This window comes from Saccharopolyspora sp. NFXS83 (assembly GCF_026241095.1).
Lineage (GTDB): Bacteria > Actinomycetota > Actinomycetes > Mycobacteriales > Pseudonocardiaceae > Saccharopolyspora_C.
This window is the reverse complement of the sequence record NZ_JAPFGB010000008.1, coordinates 170,888-193,232: the sequence shown is the minus strand read 5'-3', so window position 1 is coordinate 193,232 and position 22,345 is coordinate 170,888. Positions and strand designations below refer to the sequence as shown.

The window sequence follows — 22,345 nt, the reverse complement described above, 5'->3', positions numbered from 1 at the left end:
GAACGGCCTGCGCAGGGACGTGCGCACCACCGCGTGAGATCCTGCGGGCATGAGCCGGACGCTGCACCTGACCCAGAACGCCGAAGCCGACGCGCTGCTCTCGGAGGACCCGCTGGCGCTGCTGCTGGGAATGCTCCTCGACCAGCAGATCCCGATGGAGAAGGCGTTCTCCGGGCCGAAAGTCCTGGTCGAGCGGATCGGCGCGCTCGACGCGCACCGGATCGCGGCGATGGACCCCGAGGAGTTCGCCGCGGTGTGCGTCACCCCGCCGGCGATCCACCGGTTCCCCGGTTCGATGGCCAAGCGGGTCCAGGCGCTGTGCGAGTACCTGGTGGAGACCTACGAGGGCGACCCGGAACGGATCTGGACCGAGGGCGAGCCCGACGGCGCCCGCGTGCTCGCCCGGCTCAAGGCGCTGCCCGGGTACGGCGATCAGAAGGCGCGGATCTTCCTGGCGCTGCTGGGCAAGCAGTGGCAGGTGACCCCGGAGGGCTGGCGGGAGGCCGCGGGCGCCTACGGCGATCCGGACGCCCGCCGCTCCATCGCCGACGTGCTCGACCAGGGCACCCTGGAAGAGGTCCGCGCGTGGAAGAAGCAGCAGAAGGCCGCCGCGAAGCAGAAGTGAGGCCCGGGGCCCCGTCCGCCGCGGCCCGGCTTCGTCAGGCCGCTGCGGACGAAGGGGACTGGTAGCGGTCCACGTACTCCTGCTCGGACAGCTCCGAGATGGCGTACATGATCTCGTCGGTGATCGAGCGCAGCACCGGCAGCGAACCCTCCATGCCGTGGTAGCGGTCGAAGTCCAGCGCCGCTCCGAACCGGACCGTGACCCGCGTGAGCCGCGGGACCTTCGCCCCGATGGGCAGCAGCCGGTCCGTGCCGCTGAGCGCGACCGGTACCACCTTCGCCTTCCCGCTGAGCGCCAACCGGGCCACGCCGGTGCGACCGCGGTAGAGCCGTCCGTCGGGCGAGCGGGTTCCTTCGGGGTGGATGCCGAACGCGCCGCCGTCGGCGAGGACCTGTTCGGCGGCGCCGAGCGCCTCCTTGGCGGCCCGGCCTCGGCCGCGCTGCACCGGGATCGCGCCGAGCGAGGTGAACACGGTCCGGGTGAGCCTGCCCTTGAACCCGCGGCCCTGGAAGTACTCGGCCTTGGCGAGGAACGCGACCGGCCGCGGGACCACGAGCGGCACGATGAAGCTGTCGGCCACCGACAGGTGGTTCACGGCGAAGATGACGGGCCCGTCGGCAGGCACCTGCTCGGCGCCGACGACCTTCGGCCGGTACACGGCGCGCGCCGCCGAGCCGACGATCCGCTTGGTCAGCATGTAGAACATGTCGTGCCTCCCCGCCTAGCCATGGCTTCACCCGCTCCGCGAACCTACCGGTGGCGGACGACGGCACCGTCGCCGCCGTGTGAAGACCGCGTTGAATACCGCCTCAGGTGCGGCGACGGTCACCGGGCTCCCAGGGTGTCCAGGGGAATGCCGGAGTGGGACGATGGAGACGTGGAGGTGGTGTCGTGAGCAGTACACAGCACGGCGACGACACCCCGGTGCTGATCACCGAGGCGCAGCCGTCCTACGACGATCAGCAGGCGGAGCGGCGCCGCAAGTACGCGATCATGATGTCGCTGCGCATCCCGTGCCTGATCGCCGGTGCAGCCTGCTACCAGATCTGGTGGCTCGCGCTGATCATCGTGGCGATCTCGATCCCGCTGCCGTGGATGGCGGTGCTCATCGCCAACGATCGCCCGCCGCGCAAGACCGAACAGGTCAACCGGTTCCAGCACTCCGATCGCGCGCTGGAATCGAGCGAGCACCGGGTGATCGAGGACTCCTGACCTGACCCGGGCGACGCGCGGGTGGATCCGGTCAGCGGTCGAGGTGAGCGGCGTGAGCGGCGTGCGGTGGGGCATCATGGAGCGATGAGCACGATGACGCTTCCGGAAACCGATGTCCGGCCGGAGACCACGGATCAGACCCAGGACGACCGCCCCGAGGTCTTCCACTACGTGCAGAAGGACAAGATCGCTGAAAGCGCGGTCATGGGCACGTACGTGGTGGCCTTGTGCGGCGAGGTGTTCCCGGTGACGAAGTCGGCGAAGCCCGGCTCCCCGGTGTGCCCGGACTGCAAGAAGGTCTTCGAGGGTCTGCCGCCCGGTGGTGGCGACGACGACTGAACCGGCACCGCGGCTCGCGACGGCGCCACCGCGGCCAGCGCGGTGCGCGTCGGCGTGATCACCCCTCGACGCCCTCAGCGCGCCTAGGGGCCGGTTCCTCCTGCGCCAGCGCGGTCGTCACCGTGGGCCGCGGCAGCTTGACGCCGACGCTCGGGCGCTCGTCCTCGCTGCGCCACGCGCGGTAGCCCTCCTCGGTGCGCAGCCGCTGCTCGGCCCGCCGCATCTCGAGCCTGCGCCACTTCCTGCGTTCCTTGCGGGTCATCTTCGCGGGCCACAGCTCCTGCAGTGCGTTGTTGAACTGGGCTCCGATGATGATCGCCAGCCCGATGAAGAACGCGAACAGCAGGAACGCGATCGGCGTGGCGAGCGCGCCGTAGGTGTAGCCGGTGCCGGTCACCCAGGTGATGTACAAGCGCAGGCCCACGCTGGAGCACAGGAACACGATCATCGCCAGCAGCGCGCCGGGGACGCCGCGGTGCCACGGCAGCTTCCGCGGCAGCGCCACCTTGTAGAGCGTCGCCAGCGCGAGCACCAGCAGCAGTCCCGTGGCCGGGAAGTAGAACACCTGGATCAGCCACGCCACGTCGTCCTGCATCGACGGCGGGAACACCGTCGGCAACCATTCCGGGCCGAGCGCGATCACCGGCAGCCCGACCACCGCCAGCAGCAGCCCGACCAAGTACAGCAGCAGCGCGAAGATCCGCTGCCAGACGCTGTGCCGGACCGTGTACTGGTCGTAGGCCATCGTGATCGAGTCCACCAGCGAGGCCAGCGCCGAAGAGCCCGCCCACAGCGACAGCAGGAAACCCACCGAAACGATCTCGGTGCGTCCGCGGGTGAGGATGTCCTGCACCGTCGGCTCGATGATCTGGTCCACGACGTTGGCGCTGAACACGGCGCGGGCCCCGGACAGGATCTTGCCGTGCACCGCCTCGACGATCACCGGGCCGAACCAGTCGCCCAGGAACCCCAGGCTGCCCAGCAGTCCCAGTAGCAGCGGCGGCATCGACAGCGTCTGCCAGAAGGCGGCTGCCGCCGACTCCGAGAAGATGTTGCCCCACCAGGCCTTGTAGATCGTCCGCCACACGAGCCGCAGCGGCCCGCGCTTCGCGGGTGCCGTGCGTTCGATCACCGTGGCATCCGGTTCGTCGCGCCTGCGGGGCTGCTCGGGTCGATCAGCCGCGGCGACGTCCTCGGACGATTCGATCTCCTCCGGTTCCCGGGCATCGGAGAGTGCCGACCGTCGGCCGTGCCGGCCGGGCCGCTGGCTGTCATCGGTCGGACCTGAGGAACCCATCGCGCTACAAGGATGCTTCATGCGAACCACGAATGGGCGTGGACCCGGCGAACCGGGAGTGTCAGTGCGATCTCAATCCGGCTGGCGGGTCGGTGCGCCCGGTCACGGAGGGCGGGACGGTAGGCTGCGGGTCGCCCTCGGCGGATCTCCCGCTCGGCGCGATGCAGCGTGACGGGAGGGGTGGACCGGTTCCACCCGGGCCGCGGGGCCGCTCGCGCCAGGCCGTGATCCGTTGGTCCGTGCCGCGCGAATCGCGAGGGGGAAGGCTTAGGAAGGAGCGGCGAGCAAGCGTGTCCGAGACACAACTCGACCATCCCGTCCGATCTGTGCTCAGCGACCCGGCGCAGGCCGCCCAGCGACCGCTGCGCGCTTGGCAGCGCAGAGCGCTGGCCAAGTACCTCTCCAGCAATCCGCAGGACTTCACCGCGGTCGCGACGCCCGGCGCGGGCAAGACCACGTTCGGCCTGCGGATCGCGGCCGAGCTGCTCGCCGATCGGACCGTCGAGCAGGTGACGGTCGTGGCTCCCACCGAACACCTCAAGTACCAGTGGGCCGCGGCGGCCAACGGCGCCGGGATCCCGCTGGACCCCGAGTTCCGCAACGCCGACGGGATGACCTCCAGCGACTACCGCGGCGTGGTGGTCACCTACGCGCAGATCGCGGCGCACCCGACGTTGCACCGGGTGCGCACCGAGCGGCGCAAGACGCTTGTGATCATGGACGAGGTGCACCACGCCGGTGACGCGAAGTCCTGGGGCGACGCGGTGCGGGAGGCGTTCACCCCTGCGATCCGGCGCCTGGCGCTGACCGGTACCCCGTTCCGCAGCGACGACACGCCCATCCCGTTCGTGAACTACGAGCCGGATGGCGACGGCTCGATGCGCAGCAAGGCCGACAGCTCCTACGGCTACTCCGACGCGCTGCGCGACGGCGTGGTGCGGCCGGTGATCTTCCTGGCCTACTCCGGGGAGACGCGGTGGCGCACCAACGCGGGCGACGAGTTCTCCGCCCGCCTCGGCGAGCCGCTGACCGCGGAGCAGACCGCGCGCGCCTGGCGCACCGCGCTCGACCCGGCGGGCGAGTGGATCCCGTCGGTCTTGCAAGCCGCGCACACCCGGCTCCAGCAGTTGCGCAACGGAGGAGTTCCGGACGCAGGCGGGCTGGTGATCGCCTCCGACCACGTCACCGCGAAGGCGTACGCGAAGACGCTGGAGCGGATGACCGGTACGGCGCCGGTGGTCGTGCTCTCCGACGACCCGAAGGCGTCCGGGCGGATCGCCGAGTTCGCGGACTCCGACGACCAGTGGATGATCGCGGTCCGGATGGTCAGCGAGGGCGTCGACGTGCCGCGGCTGGCCGTCGGCGTCTACGCCACCAGCGCGTCCACCCCGTTGTTCTTCGCCCAGGCCGTCGGCCGCTTCGTGCGGGCCAGGCGTGCGGGGGAGACGGCGAGCATCTTCCTGCCGAGCGTTCCGGTGCTGCTGGAGCTGGCCAGCCAGCTCGAAGCGGAGCGCGACCACGTGCTCGGCAAGCCGCACCGGGAGAAGGACGGTTGGGACGACGAGCTGCTCGCCGACGCCAACCGCACGAAGGACGAGCCGGGTGAGGAGGAGAAGGCGTTCACCTCCCTGGGCGCCGACGCCGAACTCGACCAGGTGATCTACGACGGCTCGTCGTTCGGCACGGCCGCCTTCGGCACCAGCGAGGACGAGCAGGACTACCTCGGCCTGCCCGGGCTGCTCGAACCCGACCAGGTGCGCGCGCTGCTGCGGCAGCGCCAGGAGCAGCAGCTGGAGGGCGTCGGGAAGCGGGAGGCCGCGGACAAGGCCGCGAAGGCCGCCGAACGCGCTGAGCAGGCCGAGCAGGCCCGCCGCCCGCAGAGCGTGCAGGAGCGGCTGAAGGGGCTGCGCAAGGAGCTCAACACGCTCGTCTCGCTGCAGCACCACCGCACCCGCAAACCGCACGGCGCGATCCACAACGAGCTGCGGAGGATCTGCGGCGGCCCGCCCACGGCGATGGCCACGGCCGAGCAGCTCGAGGAGCGCATCGCCACGCTGCGCTCCTGGTGATCACCCGCTGCGGCGGGTGACCGGACGCGACCTCGGCGTGACCGCCCGTCCTTACCCTGCTCCCCATGGCATTTGACGTGGAGAAGGTTCGGGCGCAGTACCCGGCGCTGTCCGACGGGCGGTCCTGGCTGGACGCCGCAGGCGGCACTCAGGTCCCGCAGGCGGTCATCGACGCCGTGTCGGAGGTGCTGCGCCGCGGGGTGTCGAACGTGGGCGGCACCTTCGAGTCCAGCAAGCGCGCGGGCGCCGTCGTGGCCGAGGCGCGTTCGGCGGTCGCCGACCTCACCGGGGCTCCCGCTCCGGAGTGCGTCGTCTTCGGCCCCAGCATGACGGCGTTGACCTACCGGTTCGCCGGGGTGCTCGCCGCCGGGTGGCAGCCGGGCGACGAGGTGGTGGTGACCAAGCTCGACCACGATTCCAACGTGCGGCCCTGGGTGCAGCACGCCCAGCGCGCGGGCGCGACCGTGCGGTTCGCCGAGTTCGACCCGGGTACCGGGGAGCTGCCCGCCGAGCGGGTCACCGAGCTCATCGGTGAGCGCACCAGGCTGGTGGCGGTGACCGCGGCGTCGAACCTGCTCGGCAGCATCCCGGACGTCGCTGCGATCACCCGGCGGGCCCGCGAAGCCGGGGCGATCAGCTACGTGGACGGCGTGCAGCACTGCCCGCACGCGGAGGTCCGGGTCGCGGAGCTGGGCGCGGACTACTACGCGACCAGCGCCTACAAGTGGGCCGGGCCGCATCTCGCGGCGGTCGTCGCGGCCGATCCGTGGTCGCTGGAGATGCTGAACCCGGACAAGCTGCTTCCCGCGCCGGACGAGATCCCCGCTCGCTTCGAGCTGGGCACGGCCTCGTTCGAAGCGCTCGCGGGGGTGACGGCGGCCGTGGAGCACCTCGCCGGCCTCGACCCGGCGGCCACCGGTGACCGGCGGGAGCGCCTCGGCGCGAGCCGTCGCGCGGTGGTCGCGCACGAGGAGGAGCTGGCGACAATGCTGTTCGACGGCTTGGCCGAGCTTTCGCACGTGCACCGCATCGGAGCGCCGAGCGGGAAGTGCACTCCGATCGCGTTGTTCTCGGTGCCCGGCCGGTCACCGGAGGCGGTGGCCGGATTCCTGGGGGAGCGAGGGGTGAACGTGTCGTTCGGCCACGCGTACGCGTGGGAGGCGGTGGACGCGCTCGGGCTCGGCAAGGAGGGCGCGGTGCGCGCCACGTTGTGCCACTACACCGATGCCGGCGACGTGCGGCGGCTGCTGGGAGCGCTCGCCGAGCTGGCCTGATTCCGGCCCGACACGCCGAAGGCCCCCGGAGAACCGCGTTCTCCGGGGGCCTTCGGGTCGGGTGTCGTTACTGCTCGTCCTGCTGGAGTTCGGCTTCCATCTCCCGCAAGCGGGGCTCGAACTCCCGGCCGTGGTGCCCGCAGAACAGCAGCTCCCCGCCGGATGGCAGTACGGCGCGAAGCTTCGCAGCGGCCCCGCAGCGGTCGCAGCGGTCGGCGGCGGTCAGCTCGGGGCGGGTGAGCGTTCCAGGCATCGTGATCTCCCTCCGTCCCGGCGCCGGGTTGTCCCCGACGCCCTCGATCCTGCTGCGACCACCGGTGGCCCACTGGCGGCGGGGCCGGTGCTCGCTTACCCCACTCTTGCAGACGCACAGCCGTACGTCAGTGTTCCCGCGCCGAGTGGCGACCGTCGTCACGTCGAAGTACCCGCTTGCCGCAGCGCCGGTAGCGGAGCGTGGTAATCCGTGCACACAACTGTTTTGCGATCGCCTGACCAGGCAAAATAGACGGTCTCGAATTGCGCCGACCGGAGTTTCATGCGTACCCGGGGTGCATGTTCCACGCCTGGGTCGTCTCGCGTTCTGCTGCAAGCGAACGGCCGCGGAGGCCCGGATGCGCGAAATTCCCCGAGATTGCTGTGCGATGAATCACTTCTGAATGCGGGGAGGATTCGAGATCGAGACCCGCGCCGAGCCGGTCTCCGCGACGGCGCCGCGCGGACTTCGGGACTCGAGGTACGTGAGGTCCGACGGAGCGTGGCGTCCGCGGGTGGGCGGGAAGGTGCATCGCGGTGGGCGGGCCGAACGTGTTCGGTTCGGAGCCCGTCCGGGAGTTCGCGCCGTCCCGTCGAAGGCCACCCGGCGGAAATCGGCCGGTCCGCCCAAGCGCGTCGGCGACGCCCTCATCCGCCCGCAGGTGCCCGGCCAGCACCACCTGGGCGTGTCCCGTCCTGCGTCGGAGCCACGGCGCTCTCGGGCGCCGTCCGCGGCGGTCGCGAACGGCGTCCGGAGGTAGGCGCAGATCGGGTCCACGATGGTCTGCTGCTGGTGTAAGAGATGTCCGGGGGCGAGTCGTTCCCGGCGCGAACAGACCCGCCGACCGCACCGCGCCTTGCCGCTGCCGAGCCTTTGCCGTGCAGCTCGGTGGTGCGAGCCCCCGTCGCATCGTGGCCCTTGATCTCGAGGTCGAACGCATCGGGCTCGGTGCCGAGCATGACGCTCGGTTCGCCCGCGAGGTCGGTCAAAGCCCCGCGAGGAACGTGATCGTCTCGATAATCTTCGCTCCGTGATCACTGAACAGGTCGGCGTGTCCGCCGTCTCCCACGTGTCCGCTCGCCCCGGCGGCCGGGTCGTCGTGAACTTCGACCAGCAGGGCTGGGCGCTGCGCAGGCAGCGGCGCGAGTGGTCGGACTACAAGCGCTCGATGATCTGGGTCGTCGTGATCACCTGGGTGCTGGCGGTGGCGATGGCGCCGTTCAAGGAGACCATCGAGCAGAACCCCACCGCGCGGCTGACCGTCGCGATCATCGCCGCCCCGATGGCGCTGATCCTGCTCGGGCTCGTGCTGCACGCGGTGCTGCGCGTGCTCGCCGAAGTCCTCGCCGTGGTGTTCGCGATCATCACCTTCGGCCACTTCCACCGGAACCCGCCCCGCTGGTTGCAGCGCCTGCGCCGCCGGGAGCGCGCGCGACCCGCCGGGCAGGCAGCTCGGCCCGAGGCCGTCGCCGCGCACCGCTACGACACCGTCCGAAGCGGCCGGGTGCTGCACCGCTTCCGCCGCACGGTCGTGGTGCTGCACACCACCGACGGGCGGACGCTGCGCTACCGCACCTGGGGTTTCGCCGGGCGCACCCGGCTGCTGGGCAACGCCTTCGCCGAACACCTCGGCGACCGCCTCCGCACTTCCTGACCTCGCCCCGAACGCGAAGAAGGCCGGCGCCCCGACGGGGGCACCGGCCTTCTCTCGTGTCCAGAAGCTCAGTCCAGGTAGTCGCGCAGCACCTGGGAGCGGGACGGGTGGCGCAGCTTCGACATCGTCTTCGACTCGATCTGCCGGATGCGCTCGCGCGTCACGCCGTAGACCTGGCCGATCTCGTCCAGCGTGCGCGGCTGGCCGTCGGTGAGGCCGAAGCGCAGCCGGACCACGCCTGCCTCCCGCTCGGACAGCGTCGCCAGCACCGACTGCAGCTGGTCCTGCAGCAGCGTGAACGACACGGCGTCGACCGCGACGACCGCCTCGGAGTCCTCGATGAAGTCGCCGAGCTGGCTGTCGCCCTCGTCGCCGATCGTCTGGTCCAGCGAGATGGGCTCCCGGGCGTACTGCTGGATCTCCAGCACCTTCTCCGGGGTGATGTCCATTTCCTTCGCGAGCTCTTCGGGAGTGGGCTCGCGGCCCAGGTCCTGAAGCAGTTCGCGCTGGATGCGACCCAGCTTGTTGATGACCTCGACCATGTGCACCGGGATGCGGATGGTGCGGGCCTGGTCGGCCATCGCGCGGGTGATCGCCTGCCGGATCCACCACGTCGCGTAGGTGGAGAACTTGTAACCCTTGGTGTAGTCGAACTTCTCCACCGCGCGGATCAGACCGAGGTTGCCCTCCTGGATCAGGTCCAGGAACGCCATGCCGCGGCCCGTGTAGCGCTTGGCGAGGCTCACCACCAGCCGCAGGTTCGCTTCCAGCAGGTGGTTCTTGGCCCGCTCACCGTCCCGGACGATCCAGCGCAGGTCGCGCTTCATCTGGAAGGTCAGCTTCTCGTCGGCCTCTTCGGCCTGGCGCAGCCGCTCCGCACCGTAGAGGCCGGCCTCGATGCGCTTGGCGAGCTCGACCTCCTCCTCGGCGTTGAGCAGCGCCACCTTGCCGATCTGCTTGAGGTAGGCGCGCACCGAGTCGGCGGAAGCGGTGAGCTCGGCGTCCTTGCGGGCCTGCCGCAGCGCCTCGGACTCCTCCTCGTCCCAGACGAAGTCGGAGTCGGTCTTGCCGTCCTCGTCCTCGGGGACGGTCGGCTCCTCCGGGATCTCCACTTCGACTTCGGCGAGGTCGCCGACGTCGGGCGACGTCAGGTCGGTCTCGATCGGTTCGTCGATCTCCATGCCCTCGCCGGACTTGGCCGCGTTCTTCGCGGAACCGGCCTTGCCCGCTGCCGACTTGGCCGGAGCGGCCTTGGTGCCCTTCTTGGCCGCCGCCGGCTTGGCGGCGGTCTTGCGGCCCGCCGGCTTGGCGCCTGTCGCGGACTTGGCCTTCGCCGCGCCGGTACCGGTCTGGCCGGTCTCCTCCTGCGCGGACGCCTCGGTCTGGGACTGGGATGCGGACTGGGCCGACGAAGACTGGCCACCGCCGGCGGTTGCAGCGGAGCTGGAGCGTCGGGTTGCGGTTTCTGCGGCTGCCACGTACGCCCTTTCGCGACGGTCGATCAGGGCAGGCCGGAGGGCGCGAAACCTCGGCCGCCAGAGGTCGGGGACGACCCACCTTCCAGAACTTCCGAAGCGGACTTGGAGCCGGCTGAACGCCTGCTCGGCGCCGGGCCGGAGGTCCCGGATGAGGTCGGTCGTGTTCCATTGTAACCGCGTCGGTGGAGTGCGGTTCCGCTGCAAGGCCGAGATCGGTCCCATCGCAGCGCAACGCGGTCCTGTTCGGGTCACTCGGATGGCGTACCGGGGAAACGTCGGCGACATCGCCCCGGCATCCGTGAAGATCAGTGTCCGAGGCCTGCGGCCGCAGCCGTCGCCGCGCCCACGATCCCCGCATCGTTCTTTAACGTCGCTGCCACGATCGGAGTGCGGATGTCCAGCAGCGGAAGCCACTTGTGGGCCTTCTTGCTGACACCGCCGCCCGCGATGAACAGATCGGGCCAGAGGAACTTCTCCAGGCCCTGGATGTAGCGGCTGACCCGCGGTGCCCATTCCGGGTAGCTCAGGTCCAGGTCGTCCTTCACCGAGGCCGCGGCCTGCTTCTCCGCGTCGTGCCCCTCGACCTCGATGTGCCCGAACTCGGTGTTCGGGATGAGCTTGCCGTCGAGGAACATGGCGCTGCCGATGCCGGTGCCGAATGTCAGCACCACCACCAGGCCGGAACGCCCCGCTCCCGCGCCCGAGCGCATCTCGGCGAGGCCGGCGGCGTCGGCGTCGTTGAGCACGACGATGTCCTCCCGGTCCTTGCCGAGCCGTTCCGCGAACAGGCCCTGCGCGTCGGTGCCGATCCAGCTCTTGTCGATGTTCGCCGCGGAGTGCGCGGTGCCCTCCTTGATCACGCTGGGCAAGGTGACTCCGACCGGGCCGGACCAGCCGAACTTCTCGGCTATCTCCGCGACCGCGTCGCCCACCGCATCCGGTGTCGAGGGGTGTGGGGTGGGGATTCGCATGCGTTCTTCGGCCAGCACACCACCGTCGATGTCCACCGGACACCCCTTGATGCCGGACCCGCCGATATCCACGCCGAAACCGCGGGCAGTGCCCATGCCCGATCCTTCCTATTCGATTCAGAACGAGGTGTGCAGACCTTAACCGCGCTGTGCTGCGATGTGAACGTGGGACTGACACCTGACATGGACAACGAAACCCTCCGAACCATCGCGGTGCAGGTCGCGAGCGAGGCGGCCGAACTGGCGCGCACGATTCGTGACGAATCGGTGACCGGCGGTGCCGTGGGAACGAAGAGCAGCGAGACCGACGTCGTCACCGCCGCCGACCGCGCGGCCGAGCGGCTCGTGCGGGACCGGCTCGCCGAACTGCGGCCCGGCGAGTCGGTGCTGGGCGAGGAAGAAGGCGGCGCGGGAGCGCTGGAAGGACTCCGCTGGGTCGTCGACCCGATCGACGGCACGGTCAACTACCTCTACGGCTACCCCTGGTACGCGGTCTCGCTGGCCGCGCAGGTCGACGGGAGGTCGATCGCCGGAGCGGTCGTCGAGCCCGTCTCCGGCCGGGTGTGGAGCGCCGCCGCGGGCGGCGGCGCGTTCTGCGACGGCGAGCCGCTGCGCGTGTCGGGCGCCGAGCGCCTCGACCTGGCGCTGGTCGGCACCGGGTTCGCCTACGACGTGGAGCGGCGGCGAGCGCAGGCGGCGGCGACCGGCCGGCTGCTGGGGCAGGTGCGTGACATCCGCCGCTCCGGTGCCGCCTCGCTGGACCTGTGCGCGGTCGCGGCCGGATGGCTGGACGCCTACTACGAGGTCGGGCTCAAGCGGTGGGATTGGGCGGCGGGAGCGCTCGTCGCGCAGGAGGCCGGTGCGCACCTGCGGTTCCCGGCGGCCGGGACGGACGACGGCCTCGGCGACGAGGCCATGGTGTGCGCGACGCCGGGAATCGCCGACTCCCTGGGGGAGGCGCTGCGCGACGCCGGAGCAGGCGAGGTGTGACGCACGACGATGCCCGCCCCGCCGTTTCGGACGGCGGGGCGGGCATCGCCGCGTTCAACGACCCGCGGGCCTCGAATTCGCCGGATCGGGCGAAACTCAGCAGGCTACGTCGCGGGCGGCCGTGAGCAGTTCCTCGTCGACCTGCGGCGGCCGGACCTCTTGCTCGGCACCGCCCTGCGGGACCCAGTTCTTGAGCTCCTGGAGGATCTGGCGAGCCTCCGGCTTGCTCTTGATGTCCTTGAAGTCCGAGCCCAGCGCCAGGTCCAGCGAGGAGCCGGTGCGGTCGTCGCGCACCAGCTGGGCGCACGGCACCATCAGGCTCAGCGTGCGGGCCTGGCTCGCCCCGGCGCCGCCGAAGCGGATCTGGCCGTGGCAGTTGAGGTCGTAGTTCGGGTAGATCGGGTCGTTGTCCGGTTCACCGCCGGGAGCGAAACCGATGTTCGTGAGCTCCTGGCTGATCAGGCCCGCCTGGTTGGCCTCGCCGTTGCCGTTGAGCACGCGCACCCGCACGTCCCGCGCGGGGACCGGAGTGGTGCGGTCCAGCGCGTTCCGGCTCAGCATCTGCCCCAGGGCGGCCGGCTGCTCGGGCTTCGGCTCGGCCGCGGGTTCCGGCGCCGCGGTCGGTGCTCCCGGGAGGGTGCACCGGGTCGCCGCCTCGATGTCCTCGGTGGTCTCGAAGACCCGTGTCCACATGAACCCGGACAGGACGACCAGCAGCCCCAGCACCAGCAGAGCGGGTAGCGGTCGACGTCGCCGGTATCGAGGGCCTTGGCGGCCCCAGCGTGAAGTCGCGGCTGACACGTCCTGCCACTCTCCCTTGCCGTCATCGGATCGGACGTTGCGCGATCAGCCTAGGCGCTCGTGGTTGGTTCCGCGTCGCCGGACGGGCCGTCGTGTCGCACTCGTTGCGTCTGCTGAAGCAGACGTCCGGGTGATCTTGTTGGATGCTCTGGTGCAGTGCACACCACACATATGGGTGACCTCATGCGTCCGCCGTTCCTGGATGGGCTACCCTCTCGGCGCCTCGGGCAGTGACGGGGAGCGAGAGACGCTCGTTTCGGGGGAACTTGGGGCGCAGCAAGGCGAGATCACCGTCACGCAAGCCCTCGGGCACAAATGAGAGCCCTGGAACGTTTACCAGCGGCACACCATTGCAGTCTCCACTATCGCAGGGGTGAATCACGATGGCGACCGACTACGACGCTCCGCGCCGCAGCGAGTCCGAGGAAATGACGGAAGACTCGTTGGAGGAGCTCAAGGCGCGGCGCAATGAAGCGCAATCCGGTGTCGTCGACACCGATGAATCGGAGATCGCGGAGAACTTCGAGTTGCCGGGAGCCGATCTGTCCGGGGAGGAGATGACCGTCAAGGTCCTGCCGAAGCAGGCCGACGAGTTCACCTGCTCCAGCTGCTTCCTGGTGCACCACCGCAGCAGGCTCGCGGAGGAGCGCAACGGCGGTCTGATCTGCCGCGATTGCGCTGTCTGAGCAGTTCCGGGCGGAGTCCGCGGGCGGGGTGGCCTGCGGTGACGTCCGGCCGGGGGCCGGTGGCGGGATCGACCTGGAGGGGCGGTCCTGATGACCGGACCGGCCGGTCCGGGCGCCCGAGCCCGAGGTGGCTCGGGGGCGCCCCGGCCGGTGGGGCGACCGGCTTGGCGTCGCGGGATGGGCCGCGGCGAATCGAGCGGCGACCGGCGGGCGCATCAATCGAACACGGACCTGGGCACACGCGGTGGTCGTGCGCCCAGGTTTGTTGTTTTCCCGATCGGGAAACGCCGCTGCCCGATCGTCCCGCGGTGGCCCGCGAATCCCGATGCGGCGCGAGCCGCGATCCACTCGGATCGCCTCGGGCGATCCGGCACCGGGCCGAATGGCGCCACTCGGCGGGACGAGTGCGGCTCACCGCCGCAATGCCGCCGCCAATTGCTCCGGACGGCGGGTGCTCACCACCCAATAGGGCGTCGGATCGTCCTCGTCGTCGAGCCAGATGCGCACCGAGGTCGGTGCCCACGGCCGGTGCACCACGAATGCGGCCGGGTCGAGGTCGGGACCCAGCGCTCGTCGCTTCTCCGCGGCGGGCACGACCTCGGCGTCCTCGATGAACCGCAGCGGCAGGTGGGCGTCGCCCACCCACAGCTCGCCGCCGGTGACCTCGATCTTCGTGCGGCCGAGCCACAGCGGAACCGCCACCGCGATCGGCAGCAGCAGCACGTAGGGCAGCCAGGCCCGGATGCCCGGGTAGCCCATGTGCACCTCGGCGGCCAGCAGGATCGCCATGACCAGCGGTAGCGGCCAGGTCCACCAGGACGCGAACAAGCGCTCCCGGTAGACCGCGGGCTCGCTCGCGTTCCCCTGACCGGGGGTGTCCGCGGCGGGGCTGGTTGCTTCTGCGCTCTCCGACACGCCTCCAGGGTAGTCTCGCCGCCCGTGCCGAACGTGAAGGTCCTGTTGACCCGTCTCGACCCCGACGTACCGATCCCGTCCTACGCCCGACCGGGTGATGCCGGCGCCGATCTGGTGACGACCAGCGACCTGGTGCTGCGCCCCGGCGAGCGCGCGCTCGTCGGTACCGGCGTCTCGCTGGCGTTACCGGAGGGCTATGCCGGTTTCGTGCACCCGCGTTCCGGGCTGGCCGCGCGAGCGGGGCTGGGGGTGGTGAACGCTCCCGGCACCGTCGATTCGGGGTACCGGGGTGAGATCAAGGTCTGCTTGATCAATCATGATCGTGCTGAGACCTTGTCGTTGCGACGCGGTGACCGCATCGCGCAGCTGGTCGTGCAACGCGTGGAGTGCGCGGTGTTCGAGGAGGTCGAGCGGTTGCCCGAGTCGCAGCGGGGGACCGGTGGTCATGGATCCACCGGCGGGCACGAGGTGCTGACGGGGCCGGCGTCCGCCGGGGCCGATCACAGGACGGAGGTCTGAGGGGATGTTCGGATTGGGCCGTCGCGGGCGAGGCTCGCGGCAGGACGAGGCCGGGGCGTCCGAGAACGCGGACATGGCCGATGCCGCCACGGGGGACGAGTCCGGGCTGGGGCCGTACGACCTCAGCGAGCTTCCCGAGGGCGACGACATGGAGCGGCTCGACCTGGGTTCGGTGCGCCTGCCGATCCCGGAGGGCAGCCAGCTGCAGGTCGAGGTGGACCCGGCGGGTCCGGTGCGAGCCGTGCACCTGGTGACCCAGGTGGGCCGGTTGACCATCAGCGCGTTCGCCGCTCCGCGCAGCGCCGAGCTGTGGCCCGAGGTGCGCGACGAGCTGGCGGAGCAGTTGCGCCGGGACGGCGCCAAGGTCGGCCAGCAGGACGGCGAGTGGGGCCCGGAACTGGTCGCCGACTCGCCGCGGGCGGCGCTGCGGTTCGTCGGCATCGACGGTCCGCGCTGGATGGTCCGCGGGGTGGCGGCCGGTCCGGGGGAGAGCGCCGAGGCGTGCTCCAAGCTGCTGTACACGGTGTTGGACAACACCGTCGTGGTGCGCGGTGACGATCCGCTGCCGGTGCGCACGCCGCTGCCGATCGAGTTGCCGGAGTCCATCGCGCGGCACATCCAGCAGTCGCAGAACGGCGAGCAGCAGGCCTAGAGGCCGCAGCCGTCGCCTTGCCGGGGCGGTCCTGCCGCGCCGTGCGGGCGCCGCAGGACACCCCCGGACGTGCCGGAATGACCTGATCGTGTGATCAAGTTCGATTTGCCGCCAGGATGGCGACGTGCCGCTGAGCACGGGCTACGCTGGTGTCCGGAGCGCGCAGCAGTGCCCCGAGAAGTCACCGGAGAATCCGGCGGTCGCCGCCTCGAGGCGGTTCCCGCCGACCGTGTTCGATCCCAGGCGTACGTGGAGCGCTAGCGATGAGCAACACCGGGGGCGGCTACTGGCGCCGCCTCATGCGTCGTCTGACCAGCGATGTCGCCGAGCTCGACGCCGACGACCTCTCGGAACGCTCGCAGGCGAGCGGGGCGCAGCGGGCCTGCGACTGCCGGTGCGGCCAGGAGGCCGTGGTGCTCGGCAGGCTGCGCAGCGTCGACATGTCGCCGACGAGCTCCGCTCCGACGTTGGAAGCCGAACTGTTCGACGGCACCGAGGGCGTCACCCTCGTGTGGCTCGGCCGGCGCCGGATCACCGGCATCGAACCGGGCCGCACCATCAAGGCCCGCGGCAGGATCGCGGTCCGGGACGGCTGCAAAGTGCTGTACAACCCCTACTACGAGTTGCAGAACACCGCATGAGCGAACGCGAAACACCGGCCTCCGACCAGCGCCCCGATTCGGCTTCGCCGAGCTCCGGGCCCTCGGGCTCGCCGGGACGGACACCGACCGACGCCGAGGCCGCTCCGGCGGGAGCGGCCGAGCAGACCTTGCTGGAGCAGATGGGCGGTGTCTCCGGGCTCGCCTATTCGGCCGTGCCGATCGTGGTCTTCGTCGTGGTCAACGCGTTGACCGGGCTGATGCCCGCGATCTGGGCCGCCGTCGGGCTGGCCGTGGCCATCGCGGTGTGGCGGCTGGTGCGCAAGGAGCCGCTGCAGCCCGCGATCTCCGGGGTGCTCGGGGTGGCGGTGTGCTCGTTCATCGCCTACCGCTCCGGTGACGCGAAGGGCTTCTTCCTGCTGGGCATCTGGACGAGCCTGGTGTACGGCGGCGTGTTCCTGGTGTCGGTGCTGGTGCGCTGGCCGCTGGTCGGTGTGGCCTGGTCCGCGCTGAACTCGCTGGGCATGGGGTGGCGCAAGCACCGCGCGGCCCTGCGCGCGTACGACCTGGCGACGCTGGCGTGGGTCGTGGTGTTCGCCGCGAAGTACGTCGTGCAGCAGTGGCTGTACAACGCGGACGAGACCGGCTGGCTGGCGTTCGCCCGCATCGCCATGGGCTATCCGCTGACGGCGTTGGCGTTGGTCGTGACGGTCTGGGCCGTCCGCCGCGCTTCGAAGATCGCGCAGGAGGCGGCGGACCGGGAGCTCGCCGAGCAGGAGGCCGCGGACCGGGCGGCCTACGCCCGGCACTCCGGTCGCCCGGAGCAGGCCGCGTCCGGCGAACCGGAACGTCCCGGCCCCGCCACCGGCTGAGCTTCCGCCGGAGCCCGCGGGAGCGGGCTCCGGCCGGTCAGCGGCCGTGGACGACTTCGCGGATCCGCTGCTCCATCTCAGCGGCGGCGACGAACAACATCTCGTCGCCCGCTTCCACCGGGTCGTCGGGCTGCGGCACGATGACCCGGCCGCCGCGCAGGATCGTCACCAGCGCCGCGTCCGGCGGCAGCTCGAGGTCCCGGACTCGGCGACCGGCCAGCGGGGTGTCCGGTGGGAGCGTGATCTCGACCAGGTTCGCCTGGCCCTGGCGCAGCGTCATCAGCCGCACCAGGTCGCCGACGTTGACGGCCTCCTCGACCATCGCGGCCAGCATCCGCGGCGTGGACACCGCCACGTCGACGCCCCAGGCGTCGGTGAACAGCCACTCGTTGCGCGGGTCGTTGACCCTGGCCACCACGCGCCGCACCGCGAACTCGGTCTTGGCCAGCAGCGCCACCACGAGGTTGACCTTGTCGTCGCCGGTGGCCGCGATGACCACGTCGCAGGACTGCAACCCGGCCTCTTCCAGCGAGGCGAGTTCGCAGGCGTCGGCGAGGACCCACTCGATGCCGGGAATGCTCTTCGGCCGGTAGTTCTCGGTGCTGCGCTCGATGAGCATGACCTCGTGGCCGCCATCGAGCAGCTCGCTGGCGATGGAGTGGCCGACGGCCCCGGCGCCGGCGATCGCGATGCGCATCACTCGGTCTCCTCTGGTGCGCGCAGAGCTGCTGCGGTGACGTCGGTGACGGTGCCGGACAACGCGGCGACGTAGAGCGTGTCGTCGGCCTGGATGACGGTCTTCGGCTCCGGCAGCACGCCGTTTCCGAACCGCATGACGAACGCGACGCGGGCACCGATGGTGTCCTGCAGGTCGACGATGCGGCGACCGACCCAGTCCTCGTGCAGCGGTAGCTGCAGCACGGCGACCGCGCCGGAGGGTTCCCGCCAGGCGGTGGCGACGCCTTCGGGCAGCAGCATCCGCAGGAAGCGGTCCGTGGTCCACGGCACGGTCGCCACGGTGGGGATGCCGAGCCGCTGGTAGACCTCGGCCCGCTTGGGGTCGTAGATGCGGGCCACGACGTGCTCCACGCCGAAGGTCTCGCGTGCCACGCGGGCGGCGATGATGTTGGAGTTGTCGCCGTTGGAGACCGCCGCGAACGCCGCCGCGGATTCGATGCCCGCTTCGACGAGCACGTCCCGGTCAAAGCCGTTGCCGGTGATCTGGTGGCCGGTGAAGTCCTTGCCCAGCCGGTGGAACGCGGTGTCGTCCTTGTCCACGACGGCGACGGTGTGGTCGAGCCGTTGCACGGCCGTGGCCAGGGAGGCCCCGACCCGGCCGCAGCCCAGGATCACGACGTGCACGGCCTGTCTCCTTGTCACGGGCGTGTCGGCGGGGCCCCGCCGCATCAGCGTGACGGTACCCGGCAGGGCACCTGCGCGGGGCCCGCACGCGTACCGCGACAGGGACCGCCGCTTACAGCGCTGCACCGTATCCGAGGCCCGGCGCACGGCACCGGCCGCCGGGGTCGACACCACCCGCGCCACGACGGGCGGGTGCGGGAGCGCGAGCGAGCCGAGCACTTACGCTCGTGGCCGTGTCCAAGCTCGCGACCGCGACAAAACGCCTGCTGGTGGGGCGTCCGTTCCGCAGTGACCGGTTGGCGAACACGTTGCTGCCCAAGCGGCTGGCGTTGCCCGTGTTCGCCTCCGACGCGATGTCCTCGGTGGCCTACGCCCCGGAAGAGATCTTCCTGGTGCTCTCGGTCGCCGGCCTGTCCGCTTACGCCTTCACGCCGTGGGTGGGGGCGCTGGTCGCGCTGGTGATGCTCACCGTCGTGGCCAGCTACCGGCAGAACGTGCGGGCTTACCCGTCCGGCGGCGGCGACTACGAGGTCGCGACGGTGAACCTGGGCAAGCAGGCCGGGCTCACGGTTGCCAGCGCGCTGCTCGTGGACTACGTGCTGACCGTGGCGGTGTCGATCTCGTCGGCGGCGGCGAACATCGGAGCGCTGATCCCGTTCGTGGCCACCCACAAGGTGTGGTTCGCGGTGGCGGCGATCGTCGCGCTCACCGCCATCAACCTGCGCGGGCTGCGCGAGTCGGGCGGGTTCCTGGCGGTGCCGGTGTACGCGTTCCTGTTCGGCGTGCTCGGCATGATCGCGTTCGGGGTGTTCCGCGCGGTGGTGCTGGACCAGCCGATGCGGGCGGAGAGCGCCACCGTGGAGATCATGCCGGACGAGAACCAGCTGGCGGGGCTCGCGTTCGTCTTCTTGGTGATGCGGGCGTTCTCGCAGGGCGCGGCGGCGCTGACCGGTGTGGAAGCGATCAGCAACGGAGTCCCCGCGTTCCAGAAGCCGAAGTCCCGCAACGCCGCGACGACCCTGCTCATGATGGGCGTGATCTCGGTGACCATGCTGATGGGCTTGATCTACCTGGCCCAGATCACCGGGGTGCGGCTCGCGGAGAACCCGGCCGCGCAGATCATCTCGGCCCCGCCCGGCTACGAGCAGAAGACGATGGTGGCGCAGGTCGCGGACGCGGTCTTCAGCGTCTTCCCGCCCGGCGCGTACTACGTGACCGCGGTGACGGCGACCATCCTGGTGCTGGCGGCGAACACGGCGTTCAACGGGTTCCCGGTGCTCGGATCGATCCTCGCCCAGGACCGCTACCTGCCGCGCCAGTTCCACACCCGGGGGGACCGGCTGGCGTTCTCGAACGGGATCCTGTTCCTCGCCGCGTTCGCGGTGGTGCTGGTGATGGCCTTCGACGCGGAGGTCACCAGGCTGGTGCAGCTCTACGTCGTGGGCGTGTTCGTCTCGTTCACGGTGAGCCAGACCGGCATGGTGCGGCACTGGAACCGGCTGCTGCGCAAGGAGAAGGACCCGCTGGCGCGGCGCCGGATGCGGCGCTCGCAGGCGATCAACGGGTTCGGCCTGCTGATGACCGGCTCCGTGCTGCTGATCGTGCTGATGACGAAGTTCGCGAAGGGCGCGTGGATCGCGCTGGCGGCGATGGGTGCGATCTACCTGCTGATGACCGCCATCCGCAAGCACTACGACTCGGTGCAGGAGGAGCTCGCGCAGTACGACGAGGAGCCCGCAGTGCTGCCGTCCCGGAACTACGCCATCGTGCTGGTGTCGCAGCTGCACCTGCCCACGTTGCGCGCGCTGGCGTACGCGCGGGCGACCCGTCCGGACACGTTGGAGGCGGTCACGGTGAACGTCGACGAGTCGGGTACCCGGACGTTGCGGGCGGCTTGGGAGTCCAAGGACATGCCGGTGCCGCTGAAGGTCATCGAGTCCCCGTACCGTGAGGTGACTCGGCCGCTGATCGAATACGTGAAGCGGGTCCGCCGCAACAGCCCGCGCGACGTGGTGACCGTGTTCATCCCGGAGTACGTGGTGGGGCGCTGGTGGGAGCAGGTGCTGCACAACCAGAGCGCGTTGCGGCTCAAAGGCAGGCTGCTGTTCGAACCGGGTGTGATGGTGACGAGCGTGCCGTGGCAGCTCGCGTCGTCGACCCGTGCGAAGCAGCGTGCCAAGCAGCGGGTGATGCCGGGCGCGTTGCGTCGCGGTTTGGGCGAATCGAAGGGAAATGAACGTCGGTGACCGGCAAGTTGGATTGGACCGGCAAGCGTCTGAAGCTGGACGTGGGGCCGGTGGCGCACGGCGGCCACTGCGTGGCCAGGCATGAGGGACGGGTCGTCTTCGTGCGTCACGCCTTGCCGGGGGAGGTGGTCCTCGCCGAGGTCACCGACGATCCCGGCAAGAGCTTCTGCCGCGCCGACGCGGTGGAGGTCTTCACCGCGGCGGAGGGGCGCGTGGCGCCGCCGTGCCCGTTGGCGGACATGGCGCTGGGCCACGACCGCTGCGGCGGGTGCGATTGGCAGCACGCCGATGGAACGACGCAGCGGGAGCTGAAGGCGGCGGTCATCCGCGAGCAGTTGCAGCGCCTCGCCGGGCTGGACCGCGAGGTCGAGGTGCGCGAGCTGCCGGGCGGCCTGCTGCGGTGGCGCACGCGGGTGCGGCTGGCGGTGGACCGGGTGGGCCGACCGGGTTTCCACCCGCACCGCAGCCACCGGGTGCTGCCGGTGGACGACTGCCCGATCACCGTGCAGGGGGCGCTGGACGGGCTGACCGACCGCGAGTGGCCGCAGGGCGCGGAGCTGGAGGTCGCCGCGGACGCGAACGCCGAGGTCCACGTCACGCAGCGGGAACGCGCGCCGCAGCGCCGCCGCGGCAAGCGCACCCCGGTGGTCAACACGCACGTGCAGGGTTCCGGGATCGCGCGGGAACGGGCGGCGGGGCGCTCGTGGGAGTTCTCCGCCGACGGCTTCTGGCAGGTGCACCCGGCTGCGGCGCACACGTTCGCCCAGGTCGTCGGCCGGATGGCCGCGGTGCCCCAGGGCGGCGTGGCGTGGGATCTCTACGGCGGTGTGGGGCTGTTCGCGGCGGTGCTGGCCGAGCAGGCGGGCCCAGGTGGCGAGGTGTTCATGGTGGAGTCCTCGCGCCGGGCGACCGAGGACGCGGTGGCGAACCTGCGCGACCTGCCCCAGATCTCGTTCCGGGCGGGCACCGTCGAGGACGTCCTCGACGACGACACGCTGCCCACGCCCGACGTGGTCGTGCTGGACCCGCCGCGCAAGGGCGCGGGACGACGGATCGTCGAAGCCGTGTGCGCGGCCGGGCCCGCGCGCGTGGTGCACGTGGCGTGTGATCCGGCCGCGCTGGCGCGTGACGTGAGCCTGTTCGCCGAGCAGGGGTACCGGCTCGCCGACCTGGAGGCGTTCGACGCGTTCCCGATGACGCACCACATGGAGTGCATCGCCCTGCTGGAACGAGAGGCCTGACGAGCGCGCGGCTCCCCGCCCTGCGCGGGGAGCCGCGTCCGCTCCAGCGGGCACTGCGCGAACCGGCGACCGGATTCGGAGACGTACCGTGTTCGCGTTACTCGGAACGGGTGATGCTTGCTCACCTCGACCGGAGGAAATCCCTGTGTTCAAGCGGCTTCCGAACGCCGCATCGCACCGGTAGCCGCCGGTCCTGCGCCTGCCGTGGTCCTCCGGCCCGGTGATCTCACTCATCGCGATTGCTGCGTACCTTGTCCCGAGCGGGTGGTCATGCTCCGTAGACTGGTCGC

Annotated in this window: 23 protein-coding genes; 14 read left to right on the top strand and 9 right to left on the bottom strand. The window is 70.8% G+C overall.

Features of this window, described 5'->3' with window-relative positions:
* Nucleotides 1-49: 49 nt before the first annotated feature.
* A complete protein-coding gene (locus OOZ19_RS11835; protein ID WP_266090123.1) occupies nucleotides 50-625 on the top strand; it encodes an HhH-GPD-type base excision DNA repair protein in 576 nt (191 codons plus the stop codon).
* 34 nt (nucleotides 626-659) lie between these two features.
* Here OOZ19_RS11835 and OOZ19_RS11830 read toward each other — a convergent pair whose 3' ends face one another.
* Complete coding sequence (locus OOZ19_RS11830) at nucleotides 660-1,331, bottom strand: lysophospholipid acyltransferase family protein (RefSeq protein ID WP_266090122.1); 672 nt, start codon at nucleotides 1,329-1,331, stop codon at nucleotides 660-662.
* A gap of 185 nt (nucleotides 1,332-1,516) precedes the next feature.
* Between OOZ19_RS11830 and OOZ19_RS11825 the strand changes: the two genes are divergently transcribed.
* A complete protein-coding gene (locus tag OOZ19_RS11825; protein ID WP_266090121.1) occupies nucleotides 1,517-1,837 on the top strand; it encodes a DUF3099 domain-containing protein in 321 nt (106 codons plus the stop codon).
* 84 nt (nucleotides 1,838-1,921) lie between these two features.
* Nucleotides 1,922-2,176, top strand: a complete 255-nt coding sequence (locus OOZ19_RS11820) for a DUF3039 domain-containing protein (RefSeq protein ID WP_224955395.1) — start codon at nucleotides 1,922-1,924, stop codon at nucleotides 2,174-2,176.
* Nucleotides 2,177-2,234: 58 nt separating this feature from the next.
* Here OOZ19_RS11820 and OOZ19_RS11815 read toward each other — a convergent pair whose 3' ends face one another.
* Nucleotides 2,235-3,308 (bottom strand): YihY/virulence factor BrkB family protein, encoded by a 1,074-nt coding sequence (locus OOZ19_RS11815; protein ID WP_266090120.1) that lies wholly within the window; start codon nucleotides 3,306-3,308, stop codon nucleotides 2,235-2,237.
* Between the two features lie 455 nt (nucleotides 3,309-3,763).
* Between OOZ19_RS11815 and OOZ19_RS11810 the strand changes: the two genes are divergently transcribed.
* Both OOZ19_RS11810 and OOZ19_RS11805 read left to right on the top strand, forming a co-directional pair.
* Nucleotides 3,764-5,542: a DEAD/DEAH box helicase gene (locus tag OOZ19_RS11810; RefSeq protein ID WP_416309421.1), complete on the top strand. Its 1,779-nt coding sequence runs from the start codon at nucleotides 3,764-3,766 to the stop codon at nucleotides 5,540-5,542.
* A gap of 65 nt (nucleotides 5,543-5,607) precedes the next feature.
* The gene (locus OOZ19_RS11805; RefSeq protein ID WP_266090119.1) at nucleotides 5,608-6,816 is read left to right on the top strand and encodes a cysteine desulfurase-like protein; all 1,209 of its coding nucleotides are present in this window, start codon (nucleotides 5,608-5,610) and stop codon (nucleotides 6,814-6,816) included.
* 67 nt (nucleotides 6,817-6,883) lie between these two features.
* Here OOZ19_RS11805 and OOZ19_RS11800 read toward each other — a convergent pair whose 3' ends face one another.
* Nucleotides 6,884-7,069: a DUF7455 domain-containing protein gene (locus tag OOZ19_RS11800; protein WP_184477964.1), complete on the bottom strand. Its 186-nt coding sequence runs from the start codon at nucleotides 7,067-7,069 to the stop codon at nucleotides 6,884-6,886.
* A gap of 1,030 nt (nucleotides 7,070-8,099) precedes the next feature.
* Here OOZ19_RS11800 and OOZ19_RS11795 point away from each other — a divergent pair.
* Nucleotides 8,100-8,723: a hypothetical protein gene (locus tag OOZ19_RS11795; protein WP_266090118.1), complete on the top strand. Its 624-nt coding sequence runs from the start codon at nucleotides 8,100-8,102 to the stop codon at nucleotides 8,721-8,723.
* A 68-nt stretch (nucleotides 8,724-8,791) separates the two neighbouring features.
* Here the strand turns inward: OOZ19_RS11795 and OOZ19_RS11790 are convergent, their stop codons facing one another.
* Nucleotides 8,792-10,201 carry an RNA polymerase sigma factor gene (locus OOZ19_RS11790; protein ID WP_266090117.1) on the bottom strand — a complete coding sequence of 470 codons (1,410 nt, stop codon included), beginning with the start codon at nucleotides 10,199-10,201 and terminating at the stop codon, nucleotides 8,792-8,794.
* A 305-nt stretch (nucleotides 10,202-10,506) separates the two neighbouring features.
* A complete protein-coding gene (ppgK, locus tag OOZ19_RS11785) occupies nucleotides 10,507-11,268 on the bottom strand; it encodes a polyphosphate--glucose phosphotransferase (protein ID WP_266090116.1) in 762 nt (253 codons plus the stop codon).
* 87 nt (nucleotides 11,269-11,355) lie between these two features.
* On the opposite strand from ppgK, the gene OOZ19_RS11780 reads away from it, so the two are divergent.
* Nucleotides 11,356-12,162, top strand: coding sequence for an inositol monophosphatase family protein (locus OOZ19_RS11780; RefSeq protein ID WP_323055122.1), 807 nt, complete (start codon nucleotides 11,356-11,358; stop codon nucleotides 12,160-12,162).
* 96 nt (nucleotides 12,163-12,258) lie between these two features.
* On the opposite strand, the gene cei is transcribed toward OOZ19_RS11780, so the two are convergent.
* On the bottom strand, nucleotides 12,259-12,963 hold the full coding sequence (gene cei, locus OOZ19_RS11775; RefSeq protein WP_266090115.1) for an envelope integrity protein Cei: 705 nt from the start codon (nucleotides 12,961-12,963) through the stop codon (nucleotides 12,259-12,261).
* A gap of 383 nt (nucleotides 12,964-13,346) precedes the next feature.
* Between cei and OOZ19_RS11770 the strand changes: the two genes are divergently transcribed.
* Nucleotides 13,347-13,649, top strand: coding sequence for a DUF4193 domain-containing protein (locus OOZ19_RS11770; protein ID WP_266090114.1), 303 nt, complete (start codon nucleotides 13,347-13,349; stop codon nucleotides 13,647-13,649).
* A 411-nt stretch (nucleotides 13,650-14,060) separates the two neighbouring features.
* On the opposite strand, the gene OOZ19_RS11765 is transcribed toward OOZ19_RS11770, so the two are convergent.
* On the bottom strand, nucleotides 14,061-14,564 hold the full coding sequence (locus tag OOZ19_RS11765) for a DUF3093 domain-containing protein (RefSeq protein WP_266090113.1): 504 nt from the start codon (nucleotides 14,562-14,564) through the stop codon (nucleotides 14,061-14,063).
* Nucleotides 14,565-14,588: 24 nt separating this feature from the next.
* Here OOZ19_RS11765 and dut point away from each other — a divergent pair, with 24 nt between their 5' ends.
* The 4 genes from dut (at nucleotide 14,589) to OOZ19_RS11745 (ending at nucleotide 17,206) form a co-directional block, all read left to right on the top strand.
* A complete protein-coding gene (gene dut / locus OOZ19_RS11760) occupies nucleotides 14,589-15,083 on the top strand; it encodes a dUTP diphosphatase (protein ID WP_266090112.1) in 495 nt (164 codons plus the stop codon).
* 4 nt (nucleotides 15,084-15,087) lie between these two features.
* Entirely contained in the window at nucleotides 15,088-15,735 is a 648-nt protein-coding gene (locus tag OOZ19_RS11755; RefSeq protein ID WP_266090111.1) for a DUF3710 domain-containing protein, read from the top strand.
* Nucleotides 15,736-15,998: 263 nt separating this feature from the next.
* On the top strand, nucleotides 15,999-16,376 hold the full coding sequence (locus OOZ19_RS11750) for an OB-fold nucleic acid binding domain-containing protein (protein ID WP_266090110.1): 378 nt from the start codon (nucleotides 15,999-16,001) through the stop codon (nucleotides 16,374-16,376).
* Entirely contained in the window at nucleotides 16,373-17,206 is an 834-nt protein-coding gene (locus OOZ19_RS11745) for a DUF3159 domain-containing protein (RefSeq protein WP_266090109.1), read from the top strand. The genes OOZ19_RS11750 and OOZ19_RS11745 overlap by 4 nt, the downstream gene beginning before the upstream one ends.
* 37 nt (nucleotides 17,207-17,243) lie before the next feature.
* Here the strand turns inward: OOZ19_RS11745 and OOZ19_RS11740 are convergent, their stop codons facing one another.
* Both OOZ19_RS11740 and OOZ19_RS11735 read right to left on the bottom strand, forming a co-directional pair.
* On the bottom strand, nucleotides 17,244-17,903 hold the full coding sequence (locus tag OOZ19_RS11740) for a potassium channel family protein (RefSeq protein ID WP_266090108.1): 660 nt from the start codon (nucleotides 17,901-17,903) through the stop codon (nucleotides 17,244-17,246).
* The gene (locus OOZ19_RS11735) at nucleotides 17,903-18,568 is read right to left on the bottom strand and encodes a potassium channel family protein (protein WP_266090107.1); all 666 of its coding nucleotides are present in this window, start codon (nucleotides 18,566-18,568) and stop codon (nucleotides 17,903-17,905) included. The genes OOZ19_RS11740 and OOZ19_RS11735 overlap by 1 nt, the downstream gene beginning before the upstream one ends.
* Nucleotides 18,569-18,801: 233 nt before the next feature.
* Between OOZ19_RS11735 and OOZ19_RS11730 the strand changes: the two genes are divergently transcribed.
* Nucleotides 18,802-20,814 (top strand): APC family permease, encoded by a 2,013-nt coding sequence (locus OOZ19_RS11730; RefSeq protein WP_266090106.1) that lies wholly within the window; start codon nucleotides 18,802-18,804, stop codon nucleotides 20,812-20,814.
* Nucleotides 20,811-22,055, top strand: coding sequence for a class I SAM-dependent RNA methyltransferase (locus tag OOZ19_RS11725; RefSeq protein WP_266090105.1), 1,245 nt, complete (start codon nucleotides 20,811-20,813; stop codon nucleotides 22,053-22,055). The genes OOZ19_RS11730 and OOZ19_RS11725 overlap by 4 nt, the downstream gene beginning before the upstream one ends.
* Nucleotides 22,056-22,345 lie beyond the last annotated feature (290 nt).

Excerpts from the sequence above, each read along its gene's own strand:
- OOZ19_RS11835 (WP_266090123.1), top strand. The coding sequence starts at position 50 with ATGAGCCGGACGCTGCACCTGACCCAGAACGCCGAAGCCGACGCGCTG.
- OOZ19_RS11830 (WP_266090122.1), bottom strand. The coding sequence starts at position 1,331 with ATGTTCTACATGCTGACCAAGCGGATCGTCGGCTCGGCGGCGCGCGCC.
- OOZ19_RS11820 (WP_224955395.1), top strand. The coding sequence starts at position 1,922 with ATGAGCACGATGACGCTTCCGGAAACCGATGTCCGGCCGGAGACCACG.
- OOZ19_RS11805 (WP_266090119.1), top strand. The coding sequence starts at position 5,608 with ATGGCATTTGACGTGGAGAAGGTTCGGGCGCAGTACCCGGCGCTGTCC.
- OOZ19_RS11800 (WP_184477964.1), bottom strand. The coding sequence starts at position 7,069 with ATGCCTGGAACGCTCACCCGCCCCGAGCTGACCGCCGCCGACCGCTGC.
- ppgK (WP_266090116.1), bottom strand. The coding sequence starts at position 11,268 with ATGGGCACTGCCCGCGGTTTCGGCGTGGATATCGGCGGGTCCGGCATC.
- OOZ19_RS11780 (WP_323055122.1), top strand. The coding sequence starts at position 11,356 with ATGGACAACGAAACCCTCCGAACCATCGCGGTGCAGGTCGCGAGCGAG.
- OOZ19_RS11770 (WP_266090114.1), top strand. The coding sequence starts at position 13,347 with ATGGCGACCGACTACGACGCTCCGCGCCGCAGCGAGTCCGAGGAAATG.
- OOZ19_RS11755 (WP_266090111.1), top strand. The coding sequence starts at position 15,088 with ATGTTCGGATTGGGCCGTCGCGGGCGAGGCTCGCGGCAGGACGAGGCC.
- OOZ19_RS11750 (WP_266090110.1), top strand. The coding sequence starts at position 15,999 with ATGAGCAACACCGGGGGCGGCTACTGGCGCCGCCTCATGCGTCGTCTG.
- OOZ19_RS11745 (WP_266090109.1), top strand. The coding sequence starts at position 16,373 with ATGAGCGAACGCGAAACACCGGCCTCCGACCAGCGCCCCGATTCGGCT.
- OOZ19_RS11740 (WP_266090108.1), bottom strand. The coding sequence starts at position 17,903 with ATGCGCATCGCGATCGCCGGCGCCGGGGCCGTCGGCCACTCCATCGCC.